The sequence below is a fragment of the Belnapia moabensis DSM 16746 genome (assembly GCF_000745835.1).
GTDB classification, from domain to species: Bacteria; Pseudomonadota; Alphaproteobacteria; order Acetobacterales; family Acetobacteraceae; genus Belnapia; species Belnapia moabensis.
The window spans coordinates 137,678-163,509 of record NZ_JQKB01000009.1; the positions used below are offsets into that span (position 1 = coordinate 137,678).

The window sequence follows — 25,832 nt, forward strand, 5'->3', positions numbered from 1 at the left end:
GCGAGCGGCTTCGCGGGGAATTCTCAGGCCGCGCGGCGGGCCATCATGCGGGAGGTGGCGACCGGGTTCAGCCGGTAGCCGCCGCTCTCGGTGACGAGGAGGCGGTTGTCGGAGGGATCGGTCTCGATCTTCTGCCGCAGGCGGTAGATGTGGGTCTCCAGCGTGTGCGTGGTGACGGCGGCGTTGTAGCCCCAGACCTCGCTCAGCAGGATCTGCCGCGGCACCGGGCGGCCGCCGGCGCGGTAGAGGAATTTCAGGATCGCCGTCTCCTTGTCGGTGAGGCGGACCTTACGCTGGCGCTTCGGCTCCAGCAGGAGGCGCGCGCTCGGGCGGAAGATGTAGGCGCCGATCGGGAAGACCGCGTCCTCGCTGTTGTCGAAGACGCGGAGCTGCGCGCGCATGCGGGCCATCAGCTCGGAGATGCGGAAGGGCTTGGCGATGTAGTCGTTGGCGCCGGAATCGAGGCCGCGGATGACATCGGATTCCGCATCGGCGCCGGTCAGCATCATGATCGGCATGCGGCGGCCCTCGCGGCGGAGCGCGGCGCAGAAGTCGCGGCCGTCGCCGTCGGGCAGGCCGACATCGAGCAGGATGAGGTCGTAATGCGCGTCCGTGGCGAGGCGGCATTCGGCCTCGGCGAGGCATTCCGCCTGGTCGGCGACGAATTCGCAGCCATAGCCCAGCTGCTCCGCCAGGGTGGCGCGCAGCATGGCGTCGTCCTCGACGATCAGCACCCGGCGAAAGGCGGACATGGGACTTCTCCGTCATTGATGCGACGGGCTTTGTCGCCTGCCGCTTGTTCCGATGGCGGGGAGGTTAGTCCCGGGTCATCGCGGGCCTATGTGCTCCGCGTCACAAAAACACCGATTTGTGTCTCAAATGTCCCGCGCGGCGGGCGAGGATGTCGGCGAGGGTGACGGGGCGGAAGCCCTGGGCATCGACGCCGACATCCGTCTGGCGCGGCAGGGGCTTGAGGCGGCCATGGCTGTGGCCGTGCAGGTTCAGCCAGCCGCGATGCATGTTGCGCCAGGTGCGGAAGGCGTAGTGGCAGAGGACGAGGCCGTGGCCGTCGAGCATCAGCTCGGCATAGGGCTGGATGCTGGACCAGCCGGCGAGGGCGAGCGTCGCCGGGCCGTCGTTGTTGCCGGTGACGAGGTGCTTGCGGCCGTGCAGGCGGGCGAGCAGATCGGTGAGGGCCGGGGGCTTCGGGCCGAGGGCGAAGTCGCCGAGATGCCAGACCTCGTCATCGGGGGAGACCGTCGCATTCCAGCGCTCGGTCATCGTGGCGTCCATCTCCGCCACCGTGGCGAAGGGGCGGCGGTAGAGGGCGCGGGCGCCGGCATGGCCGAAATGCGTGTCGGCGGTGAAGAAGATGGTCACTGCGCCGCGCGGCGACCGACGGGCGGGCGCCAGTCGCGGCGCTGGCGGGCGGCCCAGCCGAAGCGGTGGTCGCCTTCCAGCAGGTGCAGGTGCTCGCGCAGGCGGTTGCGGCCGAGCCAAGCGCGGGCGGCTTCCAGCTCCTCGACCGACATCTCGCCGCGGGCCTTGCCGAGCACGCGTTTCAGGGCGGCGTTGTAGGCGTGGTAGAGGCTGGCGCCGCGCGGGATGGCGCCCGAGAGGCCTTCCGCCGAATCCTCGACCGCCTGGGCGGCGACGAGATCGCCGAGCTGGTGGCGCAATTGGCGCTCGGCCCGCGACGGGGTGAGGAGGTCGGCTTGCTGCTCTTCCTCGGGCGTGCGGGCGGCGGCGAGGCCGGCGGCGAGGTCGGGGCCGGGGCGCAGCGTGCTCAGGCGGAGGGTGAGGGCGTTGCTCTCGAGCGGGATGATTCCGTGGCGCTCGCGGGCTTCGGCCAGCTCGTCCTCCAGCCAGTCGGGCAGGGCGAGGGCGGGTTGGCGGGGCGGGCGGCGGTCGGGCTTGGCGCGGGTGCCCTGCTCGCGCTCCATCCGCCAGCGGAAGCGGGCGAAGAGCGGGTCGTCGGGGTGGAAGACCAGGGCGCGCTGGGACTCGTAGGGGCCGGCGCGTGGGTCGACGCGGGTGGCGCGGGCGACCATCTGCTCCAGCCAGGGGCGGGAGCGGATATGGGTCAGCGCAGCGACGACGGCGACTTCCGGCGCGTCCAGCCCCTCATAGGCCATGGCGACGGTGACGAGGATGGAGGGCTCGGGCGTCAGGCGGAAGGCAGCGAGCGTCTCCTGCGCGCCGGGCTCGTCGGAGACGGCCAGTGCCGCGGTGCCAGGCTGGTCGGCGGGAATCCATTGGCGCAGCAGGTCGAGGTAGCGGCGGGCCTCGCGCTGGTCCGGCGCGACGACGAGAAGCTTGCCGAGGCCGCGCGGCGTCTCGCCCGGGGCGGCGCCCAGCGTGCGGCGGCGCTCGGTGCGGAGGGTCCGTGTCGCCAGGAAGGCGCGGCGGAGCAGGCCTTCGGCGAAGCCGGTGCGGAGCGCGGTGAAGAGGGCGGGGCGCGTCGCCTCGTGCGGCGCCGGGGCGCGCAGGCGGTGCGGGCCGAGGCGGGGGCGTTCGCCGCCCGCCTCGGGTTCGGGGCCGAGCCAGGCGGCCTCGCCGTCGAGGGCGCCGAAGGAGACGGGGAGGACGGCGCGTTCGGCCAGCGCGCGGGCGCGGCTGTAGCCGATGACGGCCCAGCCGGGGGCGGCGAGGTCGACCTCCTGCTTGCCGCCGGCGGCGCGGCGATAGGGCAGCCAGAGGATGCGGCGGCCATCGGCCCGCTCCAGTGTGCCGGAGAGGAGGAGGCGCACGCCGGCGAGGGAGAGCAGTGGCTCGATGGGGGCGGACCAAGCGGCGGCATCGGCGGCCGCGTCGTGGCCGCCGGCGGCATCGGCCTCGGCGAGTGCCGGAAGGTGGTGGACCTCGTCGACGACGAGCAGGTAGCGGTGGCGGCGGAAGGCGGCGAGGTGCAGGTCGGGCGCGGCGGCGATGCCCTGGTAGGTGGTGACATAGCCGGCGAGGCCGCGACAGGGGTCGCCCGGGCTGTTGTCGGCGGCGCGGACGGAGAGGCCGTGGCCGAGCGCCTCGCGCCAGGCGGGGTCGGCGAAGGCTTCCTCGGCCTGGAGGCGGAGGCTGTCGCGCGGGACGACCCAGCAGACGCGCTCGCAGAGGCCGGCGGCGATCAGCGTGTGGGCGGCCAGCACCGGGAGGAGCGACTTGCCGCCGCCGGGCGTGACGGCGGCCAGGATGTCGCGCAGCCCACCGGCCTCGCCCGCGGCGATGGCCTGGACGATGGCGAGGAGCTCGCTCTGGTGGCTGCGGAGCGACCTCATGCGGGGTGCGACTCGGACACGCTAGAATCTTGAAGTTACATGGATTCCGTGTCGAGCGTCTTTCGCCGGGTGGCGGGCCTGCTTCGGGAGGCTTGCGGGATGGGCGCGGGCCGGGTGCGCCGGCCGGCTATGCGGGGCTGGACAGCTTCATGAGCAGGAGGCCGCTCACGATCAGCCCGGCCGCGAGCAGGCGAGGCAGGCTCGCCGCTTCGCCAAGGAAGGCGATCCCGACGACGAATGCTCCGACTGCACCGATTCCTGTCCACACGGTGTAGGCGGTGCCGAGCGGGAGCACCCGCATGGACCAGGCGAGGAGGCCGAAGCTCACCAGCATTCCGGCCAGGGTGATGATCGAGGGCCAGAGGCGCGTGAAGCCGTCCGATTGCTTCATGGCGAAGGCCCAGACGACCTCAAAAAGACCAGCGATGCAGAGAATGAGCCAAGCCACGACAGCCTCCTGCGAACAAGCTGCCGGGCCGTCCCGGACTTGAACCCGCGAAGGGGGAGGACGTGGCCTCGCGCGGGACATTTGGAGCGAGAAAGGCGGGCCGTCAACGTTTCCTACCAGTCCCGCTTTGCCGCTTCCGAATACCGCTCAATTAGGTCCAAGTCATAAATCGAAGCAGAAACTTGATCTCGCGCCTGCTGTGGTATTTGAGGCGCCGATCCGATGTCTGCGGTCCCGTTTGGACTTCAGGCGTTCACCGCAGCCCGAAGAAGGACAGTACCGCCACGACAACGACGACGAGGCCAACGATGTAGATGATATTGTTCATGCCAATGCTCCATTGTTCGCTATCGAGACCGATTGCGCCGGCCGCAGACCATAAGTGTTGCGATGCGGTTCAGTTCCCCAACAGGACCGCCAGCCGCCATGCGGCTTCGGAATCTCCTGGCTGGTCCGTCTGAGGGCGGCCCGCCGGGCCAGATGCGCCGCACGCAAACCCGGCATGCGGCTTTGCGCGGCCACCGGCCATCAAACCGTTTTCCTGCCTTCCGCAGCGGGCTCTAAGCTTCAGAGATGACCTCCAATCCGTCCCTCGCCGAGAGCTTCGACCTCAGGCGCCTCGATGCCGCCTTCTATGCCGACCCCTTCCCGGTCTACCGGTCGCTGCGGGAGCATCAGCCGGTGAAGCGCATGGCGGATGGCTCGCTGTTCCTGACGCGTTGGGCGGATCTCGACCGGGTCTACCGGGATACGAAGACCTTCTCCTCCGACAAGCATGCGGAGTTTCGGCCGAAATACGGGGCGTCGCCGCTCTACGAGCATCATACGACGAGCCTCGTCTTCAACGACCCGCCGCTGCATACGCGCGTCAGGCGGCTGATCGCGGGGGCGCTGATGCCGCGGGCGATCGCGGCGATGGAGCCGGGGCTGCATGCGCTGGTGGGGCGGTTGCTGGATGCCATCGCCGAGCGTGGCGAGGCAGATGTCATCGAGGATTTCGCGGCGGCCATCCCGATCGAGGTGATCGGCAACCTGCTCGGCGTGCCGGTCGAGGAGCGGGAGCCGTTGCGGGGCTGGTCGCTCGCCATCCTCGGTGCGCTGGAGCCGGTGGTGACGGCGGAAGCCGCCATGCGGGGGAATGCGGCCGTCAGCGAGTTCCTCGACTATCTGCGCGGGCTCGTCGCGCGGCGGCGGGCGAGGCCGGGGGATGCCTCGACGGATGTGCTGACCCGGCTGATCGAGGGCGAGGCGGATGGGGAGCGGCTGACCGAGGCGGAGCTGCTGCACAACTGCATCTTCCTGCTCAATGCCGGGCACGAGACGACGACCAACCTCATCGGCAATGGGCTGGAGCTGCTGATGCGCTTCCCGGATCAGCGGGCGCGGCTGCTGGGGGAGCCGGGGCTCATCACGACCGCCACCGAGGAGTTCCTGCGCTACGAGAGCTCCAACCAGCTCGGCAACCGGCGGGCGGTGGCGGAGGTGGAGATCGGCGGGGTGGCGGCGGTGCCGGGGACGCTGCTGACTCTTTGCATCGGGGCGGCGAACCGGGACCCGGAGCGGTTCGAGGACCCTGACCGGCTGGATGTGGGGCGGCAGCCGAACCGGCACCTCGCCTTCGCGGGCGGGCCGCATATCTGCGCGGGGATGACCCTGGCGCGGCTGGAGGGGAGGATCGCCATCGGTGCCTTCCTGGCGCGATTCCCCGGCTATGTGCCGGCGGGGGAGGCGGTGCGGGGCGGGCGGGCGCGGTTCCGGGGCTTCCTCTCGCTTCCGGTCCGGGTGGCATGATACGGAGCGGGAAAGGGATGGAGCGTCACCGCATGACCCGTATCACCCGCCGTGCCGCGCTGGCGGCTGGCCTTGCCGCTTCGGCCGCGCCGGCGTTGGCGGCCTTTCCGGAGCGGCCGGTGCGCTGGCTGGTCGGCTATCCGCCGGGGGGCGGGACGGATGTGCTGGCGCGGCTCGTCGGGCAGAGCATGGGGGTGCGGCTCGGCGTGCCGGTCGTCATCGAGAACCGGCCGGGGGCGGCGACCAATATCGCGGCGGAGGCGGCGGCGCAGGCGGCGCCGGACGGGACGACCGTCTTCACCGCGGGGAACGAGACGCTGGTCTTCAATCCGGCGCTCTACAAGCGGCTGCCTTTCGACGCGGATACCGGGCTCCGGCCGCTCGGGCTGATGGCGCGGTTCCATCTGGTGCTGTGCGCGAAGCCGGAGGGCGGGGCGGCGACGCCCGAGGGGTTCGTCGCGGCGGCCAAGGCGAAGGTGATGGATTACGGCTCGCCGGGGGTCGGCTCGCCGCATCACCTGGCGATGGAGCGGCTGGCGCGGGACCTTGGGGTCAGGCTGAACCATGTGCCCTATCGCGGCATGGCGCCGGTGATGACGGACCTGATGAACGGGACCGTGGAGGCGGCGGTGCTCGACATGGCGGCGGGGGCGGAGGTGATCCGCACCGGCAAGGTCCGGCCGCTGGCGCTGCTGTCGGCGGCGCGGCTGCCCGGTCTGCCGGCGCTGCCGACGGCGCGGGAGGCCTATGGGCTGGCGGGGTTCGAGGCCTATGCTTGGCAGGGGCTGACGGCACCGGGGCGGACGCCGGACGACATCGCCGCCCGCCTGTCGCGCGACCTGGCGGCCAGCATCGCCGAGCCTGCGGTGCAGGCGCGGATGCGGGAGATCGGGCTCGACCCACTGGCGGGCGGGCCGGAGGAGCAGCGGGCGATGATCGCGGCGGAGCGGGCGATCTACTGGCCGCTGATCAAGGGGCTGGGGCTCAGCCTCGATTGAGGGCGGTGCGGCCTTACCGAACCCACTCGCCCCCGCGCATCAGCGGCTCGGCATTCCCGGCGGCGTCGAGGCCGTCCACATCGGTTTCGGCGGAGCCGATCATCCAGTCGACATGGATGAGGCTGGTGTTGGCGCCGGCGGCGTCGAGGGCTGCCTTGTCGAGGTTCTGGTCGACGAAGCACTTCGAATAGGCTTGGCCGAGGGCGATGTGGCTGGCGGCGTTCTCGTCGAACAGGGTGTTGTAGAAGAGCAGGCTGCTTTGCGAGATCGGGTTGGAGTTGGGGACGAGGGCCACTTCGCCCAGCATGCGGGCGCCCTCGTCCGTGCCGATCATGCGCTCGAGCACGGGCTGGCCGGTGCTGGCATGGGCCTCGGTGATGCGGCCGGCCTCGAACCGGACGCGGATCTCCTGGATCAGCGTGCCCTGGTAGGAGAGCGGCTTGGTGGCGGCGACGACGCCCTCGGTCATCGCGCGGTGGGGGGTGGTGAAGACCTCCTCGGTCGGGATGTTGGGGTTGCCGGTGATGCCGTTCTTCGCCGTGGAGAGGCCACCCATCCAGGCATGGCCGTCGGCGAGGCCGACCTTGAGGTCGGTGCCCGGGCCGCGGAAGCGGAGCGCGGTGTAGCGGCGCTCGTTCAGGATGCGGCGCTTCTGCATGAGCCGGTCGTTGTGCGCGGCCCAGGCGGCGGCCGGGTCCGGCGCGTCGGCGCGGGAGGCGGCGAAGATCGCGTCCCAGAGGCGGGCGAGGGCGGCCTGCTCCGGCAGGTCGGGGAAGACGGTGGTGGCCCAGGCGGGGGTGGCGCTGGCGACGAGGGTCCAGTTGATCGCCGTCGCGGTGATGAGTTCGAGCGCGGGGCGGTAGGCGACGGAGCGGGCACGGTTGGCGCGGGCGACCTTCGCGGGGTCCTCGGCGGCCAACAGGGAGGGGTTGTCGCCGACGATCGCCAGGCGGGCGGCGCCGTTGCGGAAGGCGGAGGCCATGCCGTCGAAGAGCCAGGCGGGGGCCACGTCGAAGGCCTCGTCGGGGGCGTGGCGGTAGCGGGCGAGGGCCATCTGGTCGTCGCCGAGCAGGCAGGTGACGAGGGAGGCGCCGGCCTTGTAGGCCTGCTCGGTGATGCGGCGGGCGAGCGGCAGGGCCTCGACCGGGGCGGTCATCACCAGCTCCTGCCCCGGCGCGAGGTTGAGGCCGACGCGCACCGCGAGCGCCGCCAGCCGGTCGAGGCGCTCGGCATGGGTGAGGGGAGAGGCGGGCTGGTGCGTATCCATGGCGATGATCCTGAGCGAGGGGGCGACTATCCTCCGGCGCCGGGACGGGCGGCAAGGGAGGGGCCATGTTGGAGCGGGGCAGCTGGCTGAACGAGCCGGCGGAGTGGGGGTTCGAGGCGGGCGGGCTGCGCGTCGTCACCGGCCGGACGACGGATTTCTGGCGGGAGACGCATTACGGCTTCACCAGGGACAGCGGGCATTTCCTCGGCATCGCCACCGCGGGGGACTTCACCGCGGAGGTCAGGGTGCGGGCCGGGTATGAGGCGCTCTACGACCAGGCGGGGATCATGCTGCGGCTCGACGAGGGGCACTGGCTGAAGGCCGGGATCGAATTCTCCGACGGGCAGGCGATGCTGGGGAGCGTGCTGACGGTAGGGCGATCCGACTGGGCGACGGGGCCTTATGCCGGCGATCCCGGCGATGTCCGCCTGCGGCTGACGGTGGCCGAGGGGGTGGTGCGGGTGCAGGCCTCGGCGGATGGGCGGCGCTGGGGGCTGGTGCGGCTGGCGCCCTTTCCGAGGGCCGAATCCTATCTCGTCGGGCCGATGTGCTGCACGCCGGGGCGGGCGGGGCTCGAGGTGCGCTTCACCGATTTCCGGCTCGGGCCGCCGCTCGGGCGGGACCTGCACGACCTCACCTGATCCCTTGCCGGCAGGTGACGGTAGCGACATCCGGTTGCGCATAGTAACCCAATGGTTCAGGCAGGGCGGCGCTTGCAACTCCTGCGGCTCCGAACCGTTCGCCTGCCGATTCCTCCTGCTCCAGGCTGATTGCGATGCGCCTTCGACCCCGACCCGAAACCTTCCCCGCCCCGGCGCAGGCCGCGTGGTGACGGCGACCGAGGCGCCCCGGACCCTCCGGGAATGCGAGGGCTGCGGCAACATGGTGTGGATTGGCCCGCTCGGCCGCGGCGAGGAGGCGCGCTGCCCGCGCTGCGAGACGGTGCTCCGGCGGCATGCGGCGGACTCGCTGGAGGTGCCGCTGGCGCTCTGCCTGGCGGGGCTCGTGCTCTATGCGGTGACGATGACGATGCCCTTCCTCGGGCTGCAACTGCTCGGGCAGCTGCGCTTCAGCCGTGTCGAGACGGGGGCCTTCGCCTTCCTCCAGGACGGCTACGGCATCCTCTCCGTGCTGGTGCTGCTGACGCTCGTCGCGGTGCCGCTGATGCGGCTGCTGCTGCTGCTGACGGTGCTGGTCGGCCTCCGGCTGCGGGAGGCGCCGCGCTGGCTCTACAAGCCCTTCCGCTGGCATGAGCGGCTGGCGCAATGGGCGATGATCGAAGTGTTCCTCTTCGGCGTGCTCGTCTCCTACACCCGGCTCGCCGACCTGGCGCAGGTGGAGATCGGGCCGGCGGCCTATGGGCTGGCGGCGCTGGCCCTCGCCCAGGTGGCGCTGAACGCCCGGCTCGATGCCGACCGGGTGTGGGAGGCGCTGGAAGAGCGCGGGGCGGTGCCGGCGCACGGGCGGCGGCCGGCCGAGGAGGCCGGGCTGATCGGCTGCGACTGCTGCCGGCTGGTGGTGCCGGCGCGGCCGGGCGATGGGTGCCTGCGCTGCGACGCGCCGATGCGCATGCGCAAGCCGAACAGCGTGGCGCGGAGCTGGGCGCTCATCCTCGCCGCGGTGGTGCTCTACGTGCCGGCCAATGCCTATCCCGTGATGGATGTCGTCACTTTCGGGCGCGGCGGGCCGCATACCATCCTCGGCGGGACCTGGGAGTTCATCGAGGCCGGGTTCTGGCCGCTGGCGCTCGTCGTCTTCCTCGCCAGCGTCGCGGTGCCGCTGCTGAAGCTGATCGGCCTCGCCATCATGCTGCTCGGCATCCACCGGCGCTCCGACCATGGGCTCATCGGCAAGACGCGGCTCTACCGCGTGGTCGAGGCGATCGGGCGGTGGTCGATGATCGATGTCTTCGTCGTCTCGGTGCTCATCGCGCTGGTGCGCTTCGGCTCGGTCGCCTCGATCAATGCCGGGCTGGGCGCCGTCTGCTTCGCCGGGGTCGTGGTGCTGACCATCCTCGCGGCGGAGGCCTTCGACCCGCGGCTGATGTGGGACGCGGCGGAGGAGCGCAAGCCATGAGCGGAGCGCAGGACGGCGCGGCCGAGGCGGAGCTGCGGCGCCGCCGGCGCAGGATATCGCCGATTTGGCTGGTGCCGCTGGCGGCGATCCTGATCGCCGGCTATCTCGGCTGGAAGACCTATTCCGACCGCGGGCCGCTCGTCACCGTCACCTTCCGCGACGCGGCGGGGCTGACGGCGGGGCAGACCCAGGTGCGCTACAAGGCGGTGCAGGTCGGCACGGTAGAAGGCATCGAGCTCTCCGGCGACCTGCAGCAGGTGCAGGTGCGGCTGCGGATGACGCGGACGGTGGAGGCGCGGCTGACCGAGGCGGCGCGCTTCTGGGTGGTGCGGCCAAGGCTGACGGCGGGCAATGTCTCGGGCCTCGAGACCATCGTCTCCGGCGCCTATATCGAATTCGACCCGGGCGGGGAGGGGGCGACGCAGCGCGACTTCGCCGGGCTCGAGAACCCGCCGGGCGTGCGCTCGGACGAGCCGGGCCGGGTCTTCACCCTGCTGGCGCGGCGGGTCGGCTCGCTCGATCGCGGCTCGCCGGTCTTCTTTCGCGACGTGACGGTGGGGGAGATCCTCGACATCGATCCGCCGGGGATCGACGGCAATGTCACGGTCCAGGCCTTCATCCGCGCGCCCTTCGACGGCTATCTGCGCGAGGGCTCGCGCTTCTGGAACATCTCGGGCGTGAGCATCGGCTTCGGCGGGGCGGGGGTGAAGGTGGAGCTGGAGAGCCTGCGCGCGCTGCTGGCCGGCGGCATCGCCTTCGACACGCCGCACGAGCTGCGCGACGAGCCGCCGGCGCCGGATTCGGCGCGCTTCGAACTGTATGACAGCCTCGAGGCCGCGGTCTCCGCCACCACCAAGGACCGGCTGGTCTTCCTGCTCTACTTCGCCGAATCCGTGCGTGGGGTCGCGCCGGGGACGCCGGTGGAGATGCGGGGCGTGCGCATCGGCAGCGTGCTCGACCGGACGCTCGAATACGACCAGGCGACGGATACCTTCCGCGTGCCGGTGCATATCGCCATCGAGCCGGACCGCATCGCCTATCCCTCGGGCCGGGCGGGACGTTCCCAGGACGAGGTGATCGCCTTCGCCCGGCGGATGGTCGCCAGCGGGCTGCGCGGGCGGCTGCAGACGGTGAGCTACGTGACGGGGCAGGTGGTGATCGCCTTCGACTTCTTCCCCGATGCGCCGCCGGACGAGGTGCGGCTGGTGGGCGATGAGATCGTCATGCCGACCATGGGGGCGGACAGCGTGCTGGCGAGCGCCGGCGGGATCGCGGCGAAGCTGCAGGCGATCCCCTTCGAGGAGATCGGGCGGAACTTGAACGGCATCCTCGGCTCGGTGAACGCCATCACCGGCAGCCCGGAGCTGCGCGGGGCGGTGCAGGGGCTGGCCGGCGTGCTGGACCAGGCGCAGGGGCTGCTGCGCCGGGCCGACGAGGGGCTGGCGCCGCTGCTGCGGCGGTTGCCGGGGATCGCTTCCAACCTCGACCAGGCGGTGGGGCGGGCGGCCAGCGCCATGAGCTCGATCGAGCGGGGCTATGGCGCGCAGAGCGAGATCAACCGGCAGGTGGCGCGGGTGCTGGACCAGGCGAGCGATGCGGCGCGCTCCGTCCGGCAGCTCGCCGACCTGCTCGACCGGCACCCGGAGGCGCTGATCCGCGGCCGCAGCGGGGGGAACAGGCCGTGATGAACCGTCGCATGCTGATGGCCGGGCTGGCGCTGTCCGGGCCGATCCTGGCCGGCTGCGCCTCGCCCGAGCCGGAGCTGTACCGGCTGGTGGCGGTGCCGGGGGCTTCGCACCCCTGGGGGCCGGGGCTGGTCGAGCTGCGGCGGGTCGGCGTGCCGGCTTACCTGGACCGCTCGCAGATCATCCGGGCGGTGGCGGAGTCGCGGCTGGAGGCGCTCGGGGCACGCTGGGCGGAGCCCTTCGGCGACATGGTGACGCGGGTGCTGGCGGAGGACCTGATGCAGCGCCTCGCCGGCAGCACGGTGCTGACCGAGACGGGCTCGCTGCGGGGCGAGGCGGGGCTCATCGTCGAAGCGCAGGTCCAGCGCTTCGAGGCCGGGCCGGGGCCGGTGGTGGTGCTGGTCGCGCAATTCACCCTCCGTCCGCCGGGCGGGGCGACGCGGGCGGCGCGGGTGCAGCGCGTGGAGGTGCCGCTGGCGGGCGAGGGGATGCCGGACATCGTCGCGGCGATGAGCGCGGCGCTCGGGCAGCTGGCCGATACCGTGGCGGGGCTGGCCGTCATGCGCTGAGGGTGCGCCCGCGGCCCTTCACCATGCCGAAACCCGAACCTTTCCGAGGAAACGCGGCCGGCGGGTGCTGGCGGCGCTGCTTCATCTGACGCTGCGGATCGAGGGGCGGCAGCGCTTCGCCGCGGGGCTTGGTACCGTCGCCGGGGGCTGCCAAGGCTGGCCGATCGCCCCCGGCGGGGTGATGATCGGCGGAACCGGGGCAGGGAGGCGCGGCATGGTGAACATGGCGGAGGCGGAGGACCCCGAGCGGCCGGTGCTGTTCGGCAGCTTCACCAGCAGTTCGAGCTACAAGCCGATGCTGTTCCTCGCCTTGTCCGGGCTGGGGTTCGGCTTCCGCACGGTGAACCTGAAGACAGGGCTGCAGAAGTCGCCGGAGTATCTGGCGCTGAACCCCTATGGGCAGGTGCCGGCGCTGCGGCATCGCGGGCTGACGGTGATCCAGTCCAACGTCATCCTCGACTACCTGGCGCGGGCGACAGGGCATTTCGAGGGGCGGACGGAGCAGGCGCGATGGGCCGCCCGGGCCTGGCTGTCCTGGGAGGCGGATGCGATCACCAACATCGCCAAGGTGCGGCATTACCGCCGCTTCCGCAGCGTGGACCCTGCGGTGATGGCCTATTTCCTGCCGCTGGCCGAGGCGGCGCTGGATGTCGTCGAGCGGAGCCTCGGCGATGGGCGGGACTGGCTGGTGGGGGAGGAGGCGCCGTCCATCGCCGATATCGGTTGCTGGGGGCGCATGGTCTTCATGGCGGAAGGCGGGATCGAGATCGGGCGCTGGCCGCGGCTGCAGGCCTGGGCGGAGCGGCTGGCGGCGCTGCCGGGCTTCGGCCTGCCTTATGACCTGATCCCGAAGAAGGATGCCGAATTCGCGGGGCGCTAGCGCCTCATCCATGGGGTGGCGGAAGGCATGGGGGGATGCCTTCCGCTGACTCTTCCGGTTATGTGCGCGGCCCGACGGTGCGCGAGGCGCTTCGGGTCGGGGTGTCAGACGGCGCAACCGCGGGCAGGGAGCCGTCACCGCCGATCAGCGCCTGCCCCAGCCGGCCGGTGTCCGCCGGCACCCAGACCGTCGTTGCGTGCTCGCCGCCTGCGACGATCACCGGCACCATTCCAAGGCGTGGCGCCTGGCCGGACCGCGGATGGAGGAGGATGAGCCTGGTGTCCTCGCCGCCTCCGCTGACGGCGACATGGCCGCCGCCGACGACATTGCCGTGCGGACCCGGACCGTAGTCGATGGTGCGGTCCTCGCCCGATCCGACGATGCTGGGATAACGAGGCTGCGCCACCGAAAAAGCCGGCAGCATGCCGAGGCAGAGGGCGGCCAGGACGCCAAGGGGGGCGCGGCGGGCGGATGCGGTTCCGGTGGGGAAGGTGGGAGCTGCGGCGCGGCGGGCGGTGTCGTGCATGATGACCTTCGTCGTGGTTGACGGAGGCAGACTGGGCGCGGCGCGCGACAGGCCGATGTCGAACGGACGGCGTTCGGCTACCGCTGTAACGCCATGTCCGGGGCGGGCCGTCGAAGGCGGCGGCGCAAGGCTTCGGCCAGCTCATCCGTCCGCAGTGGCCAGCCGATGGCATCGAAGCTGGGCATCGGCGTCGCGCCTGCGAAGATGACCGGCAGACCGGGTGCCGCGCGACGGATCGCCCTGGCGAGATCGGGGCTGCATTCCAGCAGCAGCGCGGCATCGAAGCGGTGCGGCGCGGCCCGCAGCGCGGCCAGGGCGGCAGAGGCGTCGCGGAAGCCCTGCGGCTCGAAGCCGAGCGCGGCGAGCAGCTCCTCCTCCCACGGCAGGCGGCTGTCGTCGTGCAGCAGCAGCACCACCTCGCCCTCGCCGCGCGGCAGCTCGCGCCGGGTGGCCTCCGCCGCGGTGGCACGCGGCAGCCAGACCTCGAAGAGGCTTCCCTGCCCCGGGGCGCTCCGCACGTTGATGCCGCCGCCATGCGCCAGCACGATCTCCCCGACGGTTGCGAGGCCGAGGCCATGCCCGGCCTGGCGAGTGGTGAAGAAGGGCTCGAAGATGCGGGCGAGCGTCGCCGCATCCATGCCCGGGCCGGTGTCGCGCACGCGCACCACGACGTAGTGGTCGGGTCGCAGCTCGCCGAGACGGAGCGGGAGCTTCGCCTGCAGGCCGCGCGCCTCCACCTCGATTGTCACCTCGCCGCCGCCATCCATCGCCTGTGCGGCATTGCGGCAGAGATTGACCACGACCTGTTGCAGCCGCGTCGCATCGCCGCGAATCATTGCGGCATCTGGCAGGTGCGCGATGGTCAGCGACACGCCGGCCGGGAGCATGGCGTGCAGCAGCGCCTCCGTCTCCACCAGGAGGGCGCCGGCATCCACCTCGCCCGCCGGCGCGGGCTGCGGGCCGCCGAAGGCCAGGATGTCGGAGGCGAGGTCCCGGGCGCGTTCGGCGGCGCGGCGGATGTCGGTGATGCGTGCGCTGGAGGGATCGGCCTGCGCCATCTCGGCAAAGCCGATGATCGCGCCGATGATGTTGTTGACGTTGTGCGCGATGCCGCTGGCGAAGGTTCCGAGCATCTGCATCTGCCGCGACTGCGCCTCGCGCGCGGCCAGCTGCGCCCGCTCCGCCTCCAGGCAGCTGCGCGTGACCAGGTTGAGGAGGGCGTCGAGGGCCAGGCCGAGGGAGGCGACCTCCTGCTCCGAAGGCATGTGGCCGGGGCGGGTGAGATCGCAGCCGAGCAGCGCGGCGGCGCCATGCTCCGTCCGGCGCACGGCCGCGATCCAGCCATGTGCCTCGCCGGGCAGGTCGCGTAATCCAGGATGGCCGGGGCGCAGCCGCAGCGTTCCCGTCGGGGAGGGCGGGTGCCGGCCTGCGAGGGCGAGCACGGCCTCCGTCCAGGCCTCCGGCAGCGCTGCGCCATCGGCGGGCCAGAGGCGCGCGAAGGGCGGCTCGCCCGCCATCACCAGATAGGCACGCTGTGCGCCCAGGCGCCGGGCGATCTCCTCCAGCGCATGATCCAGCCCGGCCTCCATCCCGGCCGGACTGGTCCCGATCAGCCGGGCGGAGAGGCGGGCCAGCATGTGCTCGAAGGCGGCGTGGCGCCGCATCGCGAGCGACCGGGTGCGGAGCCGCAGGCCGAGCGCCAGCAGGCCGCCCAGCAGCAGCACCGCGCTGGCAAAGAGCAGCAGCCGGTAGCGCCGCGCCGCCGCTTCCGCTGCTTCGCGGCGGGCCGTGACCTCGGCGGCGATGGCCTGCCGGATCGGACCGCCCGCATCGGCCTGGGACTCGCGCAGGAGCCCGTCCACCCGCGGCAGCAGGTCGTGCAGCATCCAGCCATGCGCCAGCAGTGCGGCGGCGGGGGCGACATCGCTCTCCGGCAGGGTCTGCCGATGGATATCCGCCAGGCCGCGCCGCACCTCCACCACCACCGGCGCCGAGGTGTCGAGGGTAAGGTTCAGGATCGCGGAGCCGAGCCGGCCCGCGCCTGCCAGCGGCACGCCGCCATTCGGCGGGGCCGAGAGGCGGACGGTCAGGCGGCCGAATTGCGCCAGCGAGTTCTGCAGCAGCGCGTTGGCGCTCTTGGTCGCCTCGACCAGCGCCTCCTGCCGGGCGTGCCAAGCTTCCAGCCGGGCCAATTGCCCGGGCGTGGCGATGCCGCCGAGTCCTGCGAGCGCGGCCTCGATCCGGTGCCCTGCGCGGACCAGCGGGTCGTAGTCCCGCAGCAGGCCGGCGCGGGCGGAGAGCAGGTCGCGCCGGATCGCGCTCTCGGCCAGCTCGATCTCGTCCAACAGCTGCATGGTCGTCTCGAAGGGGCGCTCATCGACGGCGAAGCCGCGCAGGAGAAACCAGGTGAGCAGCAGCAGGGCCGTCGGCACCCCGGCCAGGAGGCCGGGCTTCATGGCGGCGGGGTGAGCGGCGTGCCGCGATAGCTGCCGGTGAGGGTGCGCAGGAAGGCGACGATGGAGGCGATCTGCGCATCGTCCAGCACGAGGTTGAGCTGGGCGAACCCCATGCCGCGCACCGCCTCCTCGAGCGTAGCGGCGCTGCCGTCATGGAAATAGGGTGCGGTGACGGCGACGTTGCGCAGGCTCGGGACGCGCAGCACCTGCGGCTCGGGCGCCGCCAGCGCGTGGAATATGCCGTGCCGCTGGAAGAGGTTGCCGCCGACATTGGCCCCCTGGTGGCAGGCGACGCAGCCGATGCCGCGGAACAGCGCGTAGCCTGCCTGTTCCTCCGGTGTGATGGCCCCGGCCTCGCCGGCGAGCCACCGGTCGAAGCGGCTGCCCGGCGTGACGAGGCTGCGCTGGAAGGTGGCGAGCGCGTCGAGCAGCGCCTCCCCGTCCGGCGGGCGGCCATAGGCTTCGCGGAAGGCCGCGACGGTGGACGGGTCGGCCGAGAGACGCGCCAGCACGAGCTCGGGGCGCGCGCCCATGATTGCAGGGTTGCGCAGCAGGGCCTCGATCTGCGCGGCCAGGCTGCGCGCGCGCCCCTCCCAGCCGAGGCGGAAGTTGAGCGAGGCGTTGAACACCGTGACGGTGTTGAGCGGCAGGTCCAGCCCGTCCAGGCCGGTATCGCGCCGGCGCGACGTGGCGCCGTTGGTCCGGAGGTCGTGGCAGGAGGCGCAGGCGCGTGAGCCGTCACCGGACAGGCGCGGATCGGCGAAGAGGCGCTCGCCCAGCGCCCGCCGGCGCTCGTCGAGGGCGGGCGGCGGCGGCAGGATGCCGATCGGGTGCTGAAGCTCCGCTGCGGCGGCGACAAGGGGCGGCATTCCGCCTTGCGGCGCCGGGCCGCGGAGGACCAGGATGCCGGAGAGCAGCAGCGCGGCCCACCTCATAGGCGCTCGACGGGCACGTCGAAGACGTAGCCGATGCCGCGTTCAGTGCGGATCATGCTCGTCGCGCGGCCGGCATCGAGCTTGCGGCGCAGCCGCAGTACCTGCACGTCGATGCTGCGGTCGAACACGTCCTCATGCATCCGCGTTGCCTGCAGGAGGGTCTCGCGCGAGAGCGGCCGGCCGGGCGTGCCGAGGAAGGCCCAGAGCAGCGCGAACTCGCTCTTGGTGAGGCGCACCTCCGCCGCGTCGGGGGCCGTCAGGCGGCGCAGGCGGCCGTCCAGCGTCCAGCCCTCGAAGCGATACCGGATCGGCGTGCGCCGCGGGCCGGGCTGGCCGGCCTGGCGGCGCAGCACGGCGCGGATGCGCGCGAGCAGCTCACGCGGGCTGAAGGGCTTGGTGAGGTAGTCGTCGGCGCCGAGCTCCAGGCCGATGACGCGGTCCACCTCGTCGCGCCGCTCGCCGGTGACGATGATGACAGGGAGGTCGGACCGCGTGCGGATCTCGCGCAGCAGGTCGAGCCCGCTCAGCGCGCCGAGGCGCAGGTCGAGGACCACGAGCGCGAGGTCGTCGCGTGCGAGCTGGCGCCCCACCTCCGACCGCTCGATCGCGCCTGTCGCCTGCAGGCCGTTGCCGGACAGGAACTCCACGATCATGCGGCGCATGTCGGGGTCGTCGTCCACGACGAGGACCCTCGGCGAGGGGAAGGCGGTTTCGGTGGTCGTGGGATGGCCTTTGAATATCTCCAGCATCGTTGCGCTACCGGGCGTCGTCCTGTCATTGTCTGGGCCGCCATGAGCGGCGGAGACGGCATGTAGGGCGCCCGTGTTGCCGGTCGATGTCGCGGCGCCGGCGCGTTGGTTGCATCTGTCATCAACCTTCGCCTCATGGGCGTGCGTCGAAGGCAAGGGAGGCCTGCGTGGCGCGCAAGCCCCCTACGAACGGCGTCAGCCCGGGTCGCTCAGTCCCGCCCTCCGCAGGAAGGCGAGCAGATGATCCGTCACCAGCTCCGGCGCTTCCAGCGATGCGATGTGGCCGACGCCGGGCAGCAGGATCAGCGGGCAGCCGAGCGCGCCCGCCATGCGTTCGGCTTCCTCCGCGCTCCGCGGGATGTCGGCCGCGCCATGCAGCACGATGCGGGGCATGCGCAGCCGGGGCGCCTCGGCCAGGGCATCGCGGCGGCCGAAGATGATGCGGCCGAGCGGCACCACGCTGTCCAGCAGCCGTTCGCGCGGCCAGGCCTGCAGCGCGGCGCGGAAGCGCACCGGCAGGTCCGGGCGGCGCGAGACGATGTCGGGCGCGAAGAACATCGGCACGACGGCGTCCAGCACGGGCGGCGGCAGCGTGCCCGCGCGCGCCACCGTGTCGAGCATGCCGAAGAAGCGCAAGCGCGCCGGCTCCGGCTCCGCGCCGATGGAGGTGTCGAGCAAGGCCATCGCCCGGACGCGATGCGGTGCGAGGCAGGCCAGCTCGAAGGCCCACATGCCGCCGACCGAAAGGCCGCAGACGGCGAAGCGCTCGATGCCCAGCGCATCCATCAACGCGAGGTGCTGGCGCGCGAGGCCGGCCAGGTCGCGCGTGGACTCCGGCAGGCGGCCGGACCCGCCATGGCCCCAGAGTTCGGGCACGATGACGCGGTGGTGCCGTGCCAGCGCCGCGAGCTGCGGGCGCCACATCTCGGCGTCCCAGAGATAGCTGTGGCCCAGCAGCAGCACCTCGCCGCTTCCGGCGTCGAGGACATGCATGGGTGAGCCGTCCACCTCGATGAGGTGGTGGCGCTCGGCGAGGGCCGGCGTGGTGCCGGGGATGGACGATGCCGGTTGCATGGCCGTCACGCCCCCCGGCCAAGCCGCGCGCGCCGCTCCACGTCGCAGCGCGAGACGCCGATATCGGCCAGCATGCGGTCGTCCATCATGGCGAGTTCCGCCTCCGCGAGGTGGGTGCGGTGCCATCGCAAGGCCCGGAGCCGAAGCTGCCGTAGCAGGCGCTGCAGCAGCCCCGTGCCGCTCGGGGGGAGTTGGGTGGACGACGCCAGGCCGGGCATGGTGTGCCACGACCGGCGATGCGGGATGTGCATGAGGGTACCTCCGTTCTGCGCCCTCGGGGCGCGTGGCGAAGGCATCGCCGCGCCGCGTCACATGCGGATGTCCGAAGCGGCTGCTTCGGCTACGGCTGAAACATGGCGTGCGGCGGGGCGCCGCCGCAGATGCCGGGAGGTGTCGGGGCCACGGCGCGGCGCCGCGGGCCGAGCTGCATCCCCCGGCGCGAGGCGCGGGCCTGCCGCGTCACCGCCGAGACGCGATGACGAAGGCTTCCGCCACCGCCGCTTCCTCGCCGAGGGCCGCGCCGTTCGTCGTCAGCCGTTCGAGCTCCTCCGGGGTCAGGCGTTGGCGCAGGACCGCCACCAGCCGGTCATGCACGGCCTGCGAGCCGAAGCTGCGCAGGATGCCCCGTTGCGCGTGACAGGACTGCACATAGCCGAAGAGCCGCCCTGCCGTGTCCAGGCTGCCCTCGACTGCCGCGATCAGCGCCAGCCTCTCGAGATTGGCGGCCACCTCATGCGGCAGCGCCATGAGCTGCGCAGCGGCCAGTCTTTCGACGATGATGGGGCGCGCGCCGTCGATGTCGCCCTCCGCAAGCCGGTAGGAGGCCACGGCCCCGGCGATGTGTTGCACCCAGGGGAAGAACGTCTGCGCCGGGCTGAGGGAGGCCAGTGCCTCCTGCGCGACCGCGATGGCCTCGCCCATCCGGCCGGCTGCGCAGTGGAGTTCGGCCATGCTCCCCAGCGTCAGGGCGACATCCCGCAGGCCGCGGAGGCGCCGGGAGAGGGAGAGCGCCTCCTCCAGCTTCGCGCGTGCCGCAGCGGGCCGGTTGTCGCGCAGGAGGAAGACCGCGCGGGCCCTCAGGCAGGAGACGAGCGCCCTGCTCGGCTTCTCGCCGCGCAGCAGGTCCTCGGCCTCGTCGAGCAGGGGGCCGGCGGCGGCGAGATCGCCGGCAAGGGTGTGCTGCCAGGCCTGGCGCCACAGCGCGCGCCCAAGGTCGATCCGGCTTCCTGCGGCACGGAACAGCGCGACCGCCCGGCGCGCGGCCTCGAGCGCCTGGGCTCCCCTCGGCGCGACCCATCCGCAGCGGCCGAGCCATAGCCGGCCGGCGATGTCGGGTGGCGTCGCCTCGTCGATCCGGGAGATCGCGAGGTCGAACCAGCTTTGCAGCTCGCCGGTCAGGGAGAGCTCGGCCCAGACATGTTCGGTATGGCTCGCCAGCTCCAGGCCGAGGCGTTCGTCGCCATCCGGCCCGAAGGCCCAGGCGAGCCCCGCCCGCAGGTTCTCGATCTCGGGCGCGTAGAGGGCGACCCACTCCTCGTCGGATATGAAGGGCCAGTCCGCCTCCGCCCGTTCGTAGGCCTTTACCAGCCACCGTGCCAGGCTGCGCCGCGCCTCGGCCAGCTCGGCCGCGGAGAGGCGCTCGGCGGCGTAGTAGCGCGTCGAGTCCAGCAGGCGGTAGCGGGCCTGCATTCCTGTCAGGTCCGCCTGCACGAGCGACTTGTCCACCAGGGACGCGATCAGGCCGCAGACCGCGTCCTCGCCCGAGGCGCAACCCGCCAGGAAGGCGGCGGAGCTCGCCGTCCAGGTGCCGGTGACGACGGACAGCCGCAGCAGCAGCGCGCGCTCCAGCGGCTCGAGCCGGTCGAGGCTCCAGCCGATGGTGGCGCGGAGCGTCTGCTGCCGTGCCAGCACGGTGCGTCGCCCGGCGATGAGCAACTCGAAATGGCGCTCCAGCCTCTGGCGCAGCTCCGCCAGGGTCATCGCCTTCAAGGCCGGGGCGGCTAGCTCGATGGCGAGCGGGATGCCGTCCAGGCGCTGGCAGATCCGCATGATCTCGCGCGCATCGGCATCGCCCGGCATGAACTCGCCGAGCGCCGCGCGGGCGCGCTCGACGAACAGCTCGCTGGCGGGATACTCCGCCAGCCGCGTGGCGGTGATGGGAGAATCGGGGGGCGCCGCGTCCAGGGGCTGCAGCCGGTGCAGCCGCTCGCCCTCGGCGCGCAGCGGCTCGCGGCTGGTCGCCAGGATGACGATGCCGGGGCAGCTTCGCAGGATCGCCTCGGCGGCGTCGGCGGCGGCCTGGAGCAGATGCTCGCAGCCGTCGAGCACCAGGAGCCCCCGCCTGGCGGCCAGCGCCGCGATCACGACGCGGAGTGCCTCGCCGCCGCCGACCTCGACGCCCAGGGCGGCGGCGATTGTCGCAAGGACGAGCCGTGGCTCCTCCACCGGGCCGAGATCGGCGAACCAGGCGCTCTCGGCGTCGGAGCGGCGGATGCGGTCGGCGGCGGCCAGGGCGAGCCGTGTCTTGCCGACGCCGCCCGCCCCCACGACCGTGATGAGGCGCGATTCGCCGAGATGCGCCGCCACCCGGTCGAGGTCGCCGTCGCGGCCGATGAGCTTCGTCAGCGGCCGGGGCAGGTCCCCCGGCCAGGGCGCGGCGCCCGCCGGACCCGGCGTCTCCGCCCGGGCCGGGGGTAGGGGGGACGGGGCTAGACAGGGCTGCGGCCCGTCCTCGGCCGGGCTCTCGGTCACGGGCGCGACGAAGCGGTACCCCCGCCCGGACAGCGTGGCGATGATGCCGCTGCCGAGAAGCTTGCGCAGGCCGGCGACATGGACGGTCAGGTTGCCCTCCTCGACGACACGGCCGGGCCAGACCAGCTCCATGAGCTCATCCTTCGGGACGACGCGGTCGCGGCGCTCGACCAGGGCGAGGAGCAGGTCGAAGGCGCGCCCGCGGACCGGGACCTCCCGTCCCTCGGCGGCCAGGATGCGGCGGTCGGGGACGAGGCGAAAGGGCCCGAAGGCGAAGGCTTTCGCGGTCTCGGCCATGGTGACGCGCCTCCCTTAGGAAAAATTTGGATATATTCGCTCGGCGCTGCCGCCCGCTGGCCGCCATCATCCCGATGCGGGGCAGACTACCCCGGCGGGCCCGGCCGACCCACCCCACCCCTTGGGGCGGAAGGGGTGGGGCACGCCCTGGATGCACCCCGTGTGGCCGCCGCGACGCGGCCGCGCCCCGCTGCGGACAGCCCGGCGCGGTACGCGCGCAGGTCTCCGAAGGCTCGGAAATTTTGGATCTTTTTGGCGACCCGACAAGGATTCCGGGCCGCCGGAGCGCGATCCTGGCCATGGCCGTCGCTGACCGCCCGCCTCCCGCTTCCTCCGAAAGGAACCTCGTCATGTCCGCCACTCGTCGCGATATCGTCGTCTCGGCCGCCGCCGCCACCATCGCCGCCGCGACCGCCGCCCAGGCGCAGCCCTCCGGCCCGGCCCCGAGCCCCCAGCCCGTCCGGAACGTCGTGCTCGTGCACGGCGCCTTCGCCGACGGCTCCGGCTGGCGCGGCGTGTATGACGAGCTGACCGGCCGCGGCTATCGCGTCAGCATCGTCCAGAACCCGCTCACCTCGCTCGCCGACGACGTCGCCGCCACGCGCCGCATCCTGGACCGCCAGGACGGGCCGGCCATCCTCGTCGGCCATAGCTGGGGCGGCACCGTGATCACCGAGGCGGGCGTGCATCCGAAGGTCGCCGGCCTCGTCTATGTCTCCGCTCTGTCGCCCGACGCCGGCGAGACCACCGCGCAGCAATACCAGGGCTTCGTCACGCCGCCCGAATTTGTCCTCGACACCGGTGCCGACGGCTTCGGCTTCGTGAAGGCGGAGGCGTTCAAAGCCGGCTTCGCGGCGGATGCCAGCGACGCCGACGCGGCCTTCATGCGCGACTCCCAGGTGCCGATCGCCATGGCGGCCTTCGGCACGAAGCTGGGGCAGGCCGCCTGGCGCAGCCGGCCGAGCTGGGCGGTGATCGCCACCGACGACAAGGCCTTCGACCAGCGCATGCTGCGCCACATGGCGAGCCGCATCGGCGCCAAGGTCACCGAGGTCGCGGCCAGCCATGCGGTCTTCATGACCCAGCCCAAGGTCGTCGCGGCCGTCATCGACGAGGCTGCGCGCGAAGCGCCCCGTACGCGCCGCTGACCACCCCGGCACCCATTAGACACGGCAGCCGCCCGGCCGCGGGACCGGCTGCCGGTCTGGACAGGTCGCGCCGACGGGTTCGTGCCCGTTCGGGCGGCCTCATTCGATGCAAGAGGACATTCCGATGATGAACGATACCGCCTCTCCCGAGGAGCGCGACTTCGCCATGCGGGCGCGTGACAACCAGGCGCAGCTCTCGGCGCGGCTGCAATCCCGCTACGACATCGTGGTCTGCGGCGCCGGTGCCTCCGGCTCGGTCGTCGCGCGGCGGCTGGCGGAGAACCCGGAGGTCCAGGTGCTGCTGCTCGAGGCCGGAGGCAGCGACGAGGCCGAGGCGGTGCTGGACCCGGCGCTGTGGCCGACCAACCTCGGCAGCGAGCGGGACTGGGGCTTCCAGGCGGAGCCGAACCCGCACCTGAACGGGCGGCAGCTTCCGCTTTCCATGGGCAAGGGCCTCGGCGGCGGTTCCAGCATCAACGTGGCGGTCTGGGCACGCGGCCATCGTAGCGACTGGGACTTCTTCGCCGCCGAATCGGGCGATCCGGGCTGGGGCTACGAGAATGTCCTCGATACCTATCGCCGCATCGAGGACTGGCAGGGCGCGCCCGACCCGCAGTACCGCGGCACGGGCGGGCCCGTCTGGGTGCAGCCCGCGGCCGACCCAAGCCCGATCGCCACCGCGATGCTGAAGGCCGCGGGCGAGATCGGCATCCCCAGCTTTGCGCATCCGAACGGGCGCATGATGGAGGGCGAGGGCGGGGCCGCCATCAGCGACCTGCTGGTCCGCCATGGTCGCCGCCACTCGCTGTTCCGCGCCTATGTCCGGCCCTGGCTCGACCGGCCCAACCTGACCGTGCTGACCGGCGCCCTCGTCCGTCGGGTGATGTTTGACGGCCGCCGCGCGACGGGCGTCGAGTTCCTGCGCGACGGCCGGGTGACGACGGTCGGCGCCGGCACCGAGGTGGTGCTGTCGCTCGGCGCGATCCAGACGCCGAAGGTGCTGATGCATTCGGGCATCGGCGACCGGGAGGATCTTGCGCGCGTCGGCATCCCGTTGCTGCAGCATCTGCCGGGCGTCGGCCGGAACTTCCAGGACCACGTCTCCTTCGGCTGTACCTGGGAGTATGCCGAGCCGATCGCGCCGCGGAACAGCGGCAGCGAGGCGACGCTGTACTGGAAAAGCCGGCCCGGGCTCGAGGCGCCGGACCTGCTGTTCTGCCAGGTCGAATTCCCCGTGCCGAGCGACCGCACCGCGGCACGGGGCGTGCCCGCGCATGGGTGGACGATGTTCGCGGGGCTCGCGCAGCCCGCCAGCCGCGGGCGCCTTTGCCTGCGGACCGCCGACCCCGCGGTGCCGCTCGCCGTCGAGGCGAACTTTCTCTCCGACCCGGCCGACATGGCGACGGCGCGGGCCTGTGTCGAGCTTTGCCGAGCGCTGGGCAATGCGCGCGCCTTCCGTCCTTTCGTGCGCGGCGAGGTCATGCCGGGCGAGCTGAAGGGCGAGGCGCTCGACGAGTACATCCGAGATGCTGCCGTCACCTATTGGCACCAGAGCGGCACGGCCAGGATGGGGCGGGACGCCATGGCGGTCGTGGACGGTGCGCTCAAGGTCCATGGCCTGGAGCGCCTGCGGGTGGCGGATGGCTCGATCATGCCGCGCGTGACGACCGGCAACACCCAGGCGCCCTGCGCGATCATCGGCGAGCGCGCCGCGGCGATGATCCGCCAGGCGCACGGGATGTAGCCGCCGGACGGGGCGGCGGCCGCCTTGTCGCGACGGCTTCGGTCGGACCGCGGTGAGGCGGCCAGCCTCCACTCTGTTCACACGCAACATGCCGGATGCGATGAGCCATCTTGCGAAGATCGGGCCATGCCCGCAGCTCTCAGGTCAGGGCAGTGCCGCTCATGGCCGCGTCCTCGTGGTCGACGACAATCCCGAAAGCCGCGGCATCCTGCTGCGCTACTTGGCCGACCGCCAGTTCCCCGCCGTCGGCACCACCGGCAACGACCTGGCGCGGCGTCTCGAGCGGGCCTCGTTCAGCTTCGTGGTGGTGGATGTCCGCGCCACGCACGGTGACGGGGTCGAGCTTCTGCGGCAGATTCGGGCACGCTCGGAGGTGCCCGTCATCCTGGTCGCGGGGCAGATCTGCAACGACCTCGACAGGATCGTCTGCCTCGAACTCGGCGCCGACGACGTGCTTCGTGCGCCGCTGAACCTCCGCGAGCTGATCGCGCGCATGCGTGCGACCTTGCGCAGGCAGGAGGCGGGGCGCCGCGCCGTCGCGGCCGGCCCCCGAGGCGGCTACCGCTTCGATGGCTGGGTACTGGACCAGCGCACCAGGACGCTGAAGAACCCGGCGGGCCAGACAGTGTATGTCACCAAGACCGAGTATGCGTTGCTGGTGGCGCTGCTCGAAACGCCGCGCCGGCCGCTCGCCCGCGCGCAGCTCATGCGGGCGACGCGAGCCCATGAGGACATCCATGACCGTACGATCGACGCGCAGGTGCTGCGCCTGCGCCGCAAGATCGAGGCCGATCCCGCCGCGCCGCAGATGATCAGGACCGGCCGCGGCAGGGGCTACATGCTGGACGCGTCGGTGGAGACGCTTCCTTAGCTTGGCTTTGCACGTGCCGTGACGCTCGCGTGCCATCATGGCGGGCGGCAGACGATGAGCAGCAATCGCTCGATGAGATCGGCTGAGACATTCTGTGCTGTCCCGGCCAGCGGCGAGGTAGCAGAAAACTGCGCGCGCCAGAGCTCGCGGCGCACCAGCACGAGAGCGTCGCTGAAGGTTGGTAGCGACTTGCGGTACCAGCGCACACACTCGACCAGCGGTCCACGCTCGGCGGCGAGTTGGTTGGCCCACAGCGTCACGAGTGAGAACAGGGCGAACAGCGCGGGCGTGGTGC

23 protein-coding genes are annotated in these 25,832 nt (G+C 72.2%); 10 read left to right on the top strand and 13 right to left on the bottom strand.

Going from position 1 to position 25,832, the window contains the following annotated elements; all coding sequences use genetic code 11:
* Positions 1-23: 23 nt before the first annotated feature.
* The 4 genes from EP26_RS08315 to sugE form a co-directional block, all read right to left on the bottom strand.
* A complete protein-coding gene (locus EP26_RS08315) occupies positions 24-752 on the bottom strand; it encodes a response regulator transcription factor (RefSeq protein WP_043337716.1) in 729 nt (242 codons plus the stop codon).
* A gap of 100 nt (positions 753-852) precedes the next feature.
* The gene (locus EP26_RS08320) at positions 853-1,380 is read right to left on the bottom strand and encodes a metallophosphoesterase family protein (protein WP_043337717.1); all 528 of its coding nucleotides are present in this window, start codon (positions 1,378-1,380) and stop codon (positions 853-855) included.
* Positions 1,377-3,272, bottom strand: a complete 1,896-nt coding sequence (locus tag EP26_RS08325) for a DEAD/DEAH box helicase (protein ID WP_043337718.1) — start codon at positions 3,270-3,272, stop codon at positions 1,377-1,379. The genes EP26_RS08320 and EP26_RS08325 overlap by 4 nt, the downstream gene beginning before the upstream one ends.
* A gap of 127 nt (positions 3,273-3,399) precedes the next feature.
* Positions 3,400-3,720 carry a quaternary ammonium compound efflux SMR transporter SugE gene (gene sugE, locus EP26_RS08330; RefSeq protein ID WP_043337720.1) on the bottom strand — a complete coding sequence of 107 codons (321 nt, stop codon included), beginning with the start codon at positions 3,718-3,720 and terminating at the stop codon, positions 3,400-3,402.
* 573 nt (positions 3,721-4,293) lie between these two features.
* Between sugE and EP26_RS08335 the strand changes: the two genes are divergently transcribed.
* Together EP26_RS08335 and EP26_RS08340 are read left to right on the top strand one after the other, a co-directional pair.
* Entirely contained in the window at positions 4,294-5,511 is a 1,218-nt protein-coding gene (locus EP26_RS08335; RefSeq protein ID WP_043337721.1) for a cytochrome P450, read from the top strand.
* A gap of 32 nt (positions 5,512-5,543) precedes the next feature.
* The gene (locus EP26_RS08340; protein ID WP_043337773.1) at positions 5,544-6,509 is read left to right on the top strand and encodes a Bug family tripartite tricarboxylate transporter substrate binding protein; all 966 of its coding nucleotides are present in this window, start codon (positions 5,544-5,546) and stop codon (positions 6,507-6,509) included.
* A 13-nt stretch (positions 6,510-6,522) separates the two neighbouring features.
* On the opposite strand, the gene EP26_RS08345 is transcribed toward EP26_RS08340, so the two are convergent.
* Entirely contained in the window at positions 6,523-7,776 is a 1,254-nt protein-coding gene (locus EP26_RS08345) for an aminopeptidase (RefSeq protein WP_043337722.1), read from the bottom strand.
* 65 nt (positions 7,777-7,841) lie between these two features.
* Between EP26_RS08345 and EP26_RS08350 the strand changes: the two genes are divergently transcribed.
* The 5 genes from EP26_RS08350 to EP26_RS08370 all read left to right on the top strand — a co-directional run bounded on the left by EP26_RS08350 (position 7,842) and on the right by EP26_RS08370 (position 12,986).
* The gene (locus EP26_RS08350) at positions 7,842-8,417 is read left to right on the top strand and encodes a DUF1349 domain-containing protein (protein WP_043337723.1); all 576 of its coding nucleotides are present in this window, start codon (positions 7,842-7,844) and stop codon (positions 8,415-8,417) included.
* A gap of 187 nt (positions 8,418-8,604) precedes the next feature.
* Positions 8,605-9,852 carry a paraquat-inducible protein A gene (locus EP26_RS08355; protein WP_157033446.1) on the top strand — a complete coding sequence of 416 codons (1,248 nt, stop codon included), beginning with the start codon at positions 8,605-8,607 and terminating at the stop codon, positions 9,850-9,852.
* On the top strand, positions 9,849-11,537 hold the full coding sequence (locus tag EP26_RS08360; protein ID WP_043337724.1) for a PqiB family protein: 1,689 nt from the start codon (positions 9,849-9,851) through the stop codon (positions 11,535-11,537). Before EP26_RS08355 ends, EP26_RS08360 begins: the two co-directional genes overlap by 4 nt.
* Positions 11,537-12,106 (top strand): PqiC family protein, encoded by a 570-nt coding sequence (locus EP26_RS08365; RefSeq protein ID WP_043337725.1) that lies wholly within the window; start codon positions 11,537-11,539, stop codon positions 12,104-12,106. The genes EP26_RS08360 and EP26_RS08365 overlap by 1 nt, the downstream gene beginning before the upstream one ends.
* 64 nt (positions 12,107-12,170) lie before the next feature.
* A complete protein-coding gene (locus EP26_RS08370) occupies positions 12,171-12,986 on the top strand; it encodes a glutathione S-transferase family protein (protein ID WP_052388944.1) in 816 nt (271 codons plus the stop codon).
* A gap of 58 nt (positions 12,987-13,044) precedes the next feature.
* Here EP26_RS08370 and EP26_RS08375 read toward each other — a convergent pair whose 3' ends face one another.
* The 7 genes from EP26_RS08375 to EP26_RS08405 form a co-directional block, all read right to left on the bottom strand.
* The gene (locus EP26_RS08375; protein ID WP_043337727.1) at positions 13,045-13,512 is read right to left on the bottom strand and encodes a hypothetical protein; all 468 of its coding nucleotides are present in this window, start codon (positions 13,510-13,512) and stop codon (positions 13,045-13,047) included.
* Between the two features lie 77 nt (positions 13,513-13,589).
* Complete coding sequence (locus EP26_RS08380) at positions 13,590-15,968, bottom strand: two-component system VirA-like sensor kinase (protein WP_052388945.1); 2,379 nt, start codon at positions 15,966-15,968, stop codon at positions 13,590-13,592.
* Positions 15,965-16,903, bottom strand: coding sequence for a cytochrome-c peroxidase (locus EP26_RS08385; protein ID WP_084112393.1), 939 nt, complete (start codon positions 16,901-16,903; stop codon positions 15,965-15,967). The genes EP26_RS08380 and EP26_RS08385 overlap by 4 nt, the downstream gene beginning before the upstream one ends.
* Positions 16,900-17,652, bottom strand: coding sequence for a response regulator (locus EP26_RS08390; RefSeq protein WP_052388946.1), 753 nt, complete (start codon positions 17,650-17,652; stop codon positions 16,900-16,902). Before EP26_RS08390 ends, EP26_RS08385 begins: the two co-directional genes overlap by 4 nt.
* Positions 17,653-17,847: 195 nt before the next feature.
* Complete coding sequence (locus EP26_RS08395; protein ID WP_084112394.1) at positions 17,848-18,726, bottom strand: alpha/beta fold hydrolase; 879 nt, start codon at positions 18,724-18,726, stop codon at positions 17,848-17,850.
* Positions 18,727-18,731: 5 nt separating this feature from the next.
* Positions 18,732-18,977 carry a DUF1127 domain-containing protein gene (locus EP26_RS08400; protein WP_043337728.1) on the bottom strand — a complete coding sequence of 82 codons (246 nt, stop codon included), beginning with the start codon at positions 18,975-18,977 and terminating at the stop codon, positions 18,732-18,734.
* A gap of 208 nt (positions 18,978-19,185) precedes the next feature.
* Positions 19,186-21,774, bottom strand: a complete 2,589-nt coding sequence (locus EP26_RS08405) for an ATP-binding protein (RefSeq protein ID WP_052388947.1) — start codon at positions 21,772-21,774, stop codon at positions 19,186-19,188.
* Between the two features lie 350 nt (positions 21,775-22,124).
* On the opposite strand from EP26_RS08405, the gene EP26_RS08410 reads away from it, so the two are divergent.
* From EP26_RS08410 to EP26_RS08420, 3 genes are all read left to right on the top strand, one after another.
* Positions 22,125-22,922 (top strand): alpha/beta fold hydrolase, encoded by a 798-nt coding sequence (locus EP26_RS08410; RefSeq protein WP_043337729.1) that lies wholly within the window; start codon positions 22,125-22,127, stop codon positions 22,920-22,922.
* 124 nt (positions 22,923-23,046) lie between these two features.
* Positions 23,047-24,666 carry a GMC family oxidoreductase gene (locus EP26_RS08415; RefSeq protein ID WP_245624329.1) on the top strand — a complete coding sequence of 540 codons (1,620 nt, stop codon included), beginning with the start codon at positions 23,047-23,049 and terminating at the stop codon, positions 24,664-24,666.
* Between the two features lie 88 nt (positions 24,667-24,754).
* The gene (locus EP26_RS08420; RefSeq protein ID WP_211259399.1) at positions 24,755-25,537 is read left to right on the top strand and encodes a winged helix-turn-helix domain-containing protein; all 783 of its coding nucleotides are present in this window, start codon (positions 24,755-24,757) and stop codon (positions 25,535-25,537) included.
* 35 nt (positions 25,538-25,572) lie between these two features.
* Here EP26_RS08420 and EP26_RS36195 read toward each other — a convergent pair.
* A partial coding sequence (locus EP26_RS36195; RefSeq protein ID WP_043337731.1) for a hypothetical protein occupies positions 25,573-25,832 on the bottom strand: 260 nt, incomplete at its 5' end.

What these genes read in the sequence shown, in the direction of transcription:
- EP26_RS08350 (WP_043337723.1), top strand. Translation starts at nt 7,842, where the DNA reads ATGTTGGAGCGGGGCAGCTGGCTGAACGAGCCGGCGGAGTGGGGGTTC.
- EP26_RS08335 (WP_043337721.1), top strand. Translation starts at nt 4,294, where the DNA reads ATGACCTCCAATCCGTCCCTCGCCGAGAGCTTCGACCTCAGGCGCCTC.
- EP26_RS08325 (WP_043337718.1), bottom strand. Translation starts at nt 3,272, where the DNA reads ATGAGGTCGCTCCGCAGCCACCAGAGCGAGCTCCTCGCCATCGTCCAG.
- EP26_RS08340 (WP_043337773.1), top strand. Translation starts at nt 5,544, where the DNA reads ATGACCCGTATCACCCGCCGTGCCGCGCTGGCGGCTGGCCTTGCCGCT.
- EP26_RS08360 (WP_043337724.1), top strand. Translation starts at nt 9,849, where the DNA reads ATGAGCGGAGCGCAGGACGGCGCGGCCGAGGCGGAGCTGCGGCGCCGC.
- EP26_RS08415 (WP_245624329.1), top strand. Translation starts at nt 23,047, where the DNA reads ATGATGAACGATACCGCCTCTCCCGAGGAGCGCGACTTCGCCATGCGG.
- EP26_RS08345 (WP_043337722.1), bottom strand. Translation starts at nt 7,776, where the DNA reads ATGGATACGCACCAGCCCGCCTCTCCCCTCACCCATGCCGAGCGCCTC.
- EP26_RS08315 (WP_043337716.1), bottom strand. Translation starts at nt 752, where the DNA reads ATGTCCGCCTTTCGCCGGGTGCTGATCGTCGAGGACGACGCCATGCTG.
- EP26_RS08405 (WP_052388947.1), bottom strand. Translation starts at nt 21,774, where the DNA reads ATGGCCGAGACCGCGAAAGCCTTCGCCTTCGGGCCCTTTCGCCTCGTC.
- EP26_RS08380 (WP_052388945.1), bottom strand. Translation starts at nt 15,968, where the DNA reads ATGAAGCCCGGCCTCCTGGCCGGGGTGCCGACGGCCCTGCTGCTGCTC.
- EP26_RS08395 (WP_084112394.1), bottom strand. Translation starts at nt 18,726, where the DNA reads ATGCAACCGGCATCGTCCATCCCCGGCACCACGCCGGCCCTCGCCGAG.
- EP26_RS08385 (WP_084112393.1), bottom strand. Translation starts at nt 16,903, where the DNA reads ATGAGGTGGGCCGCGCTGCTGCTCTCCGGCATCCTGGTCCTCCGCGGC.
- EP26_RS08365 (WP_043337725.1), top strand. Translation starts at nt 11,537, where the DNA reads ATGAACCGTCGCATGCTGATGGCCGGGCTGGCGCTGTCCGGGCCGATC.
- EP26_RS08410 (WP_043337729.1), top strand. Translation starts at nt 22,125, where the DNA reads ATGTCCGCCACTCGTCGCGATATCGTCGTCTCGGCCGCCGCCGCCACC.
- EP26_RS08400 (WP_043337728.1), bottom strand. Translation starts at nt 18,977, where the DNA reads ATGCACATCCCGCATCGCCGGTCGTGGCACACCATGCCCGGCCTGGCG.
- EP26_RS08390 (WP_052388946.1), bottom strand. Translation starts at nt 17,652, where the DNA reads ATGCTGGAGATATTCAAAGGCCATCCCACGACCACCGAAACCGCCTTC.
- EP26_RS08420 (WP_211259399.1), top strand. Translation starts at nt 24,755, where the DNA reads ATGCCGGATGCGATGAGCCATCTTGCGAAGATCGGGCCATGCCCGCAG.
- EP26_RS08375 (WP_043337727.1), bottom strand. Translation starts at nt 13,512, where the DNA reads ATGCACGACACCGCCCGCCGCGCCGCAGCTCCCACCTTCCCCACCGGA.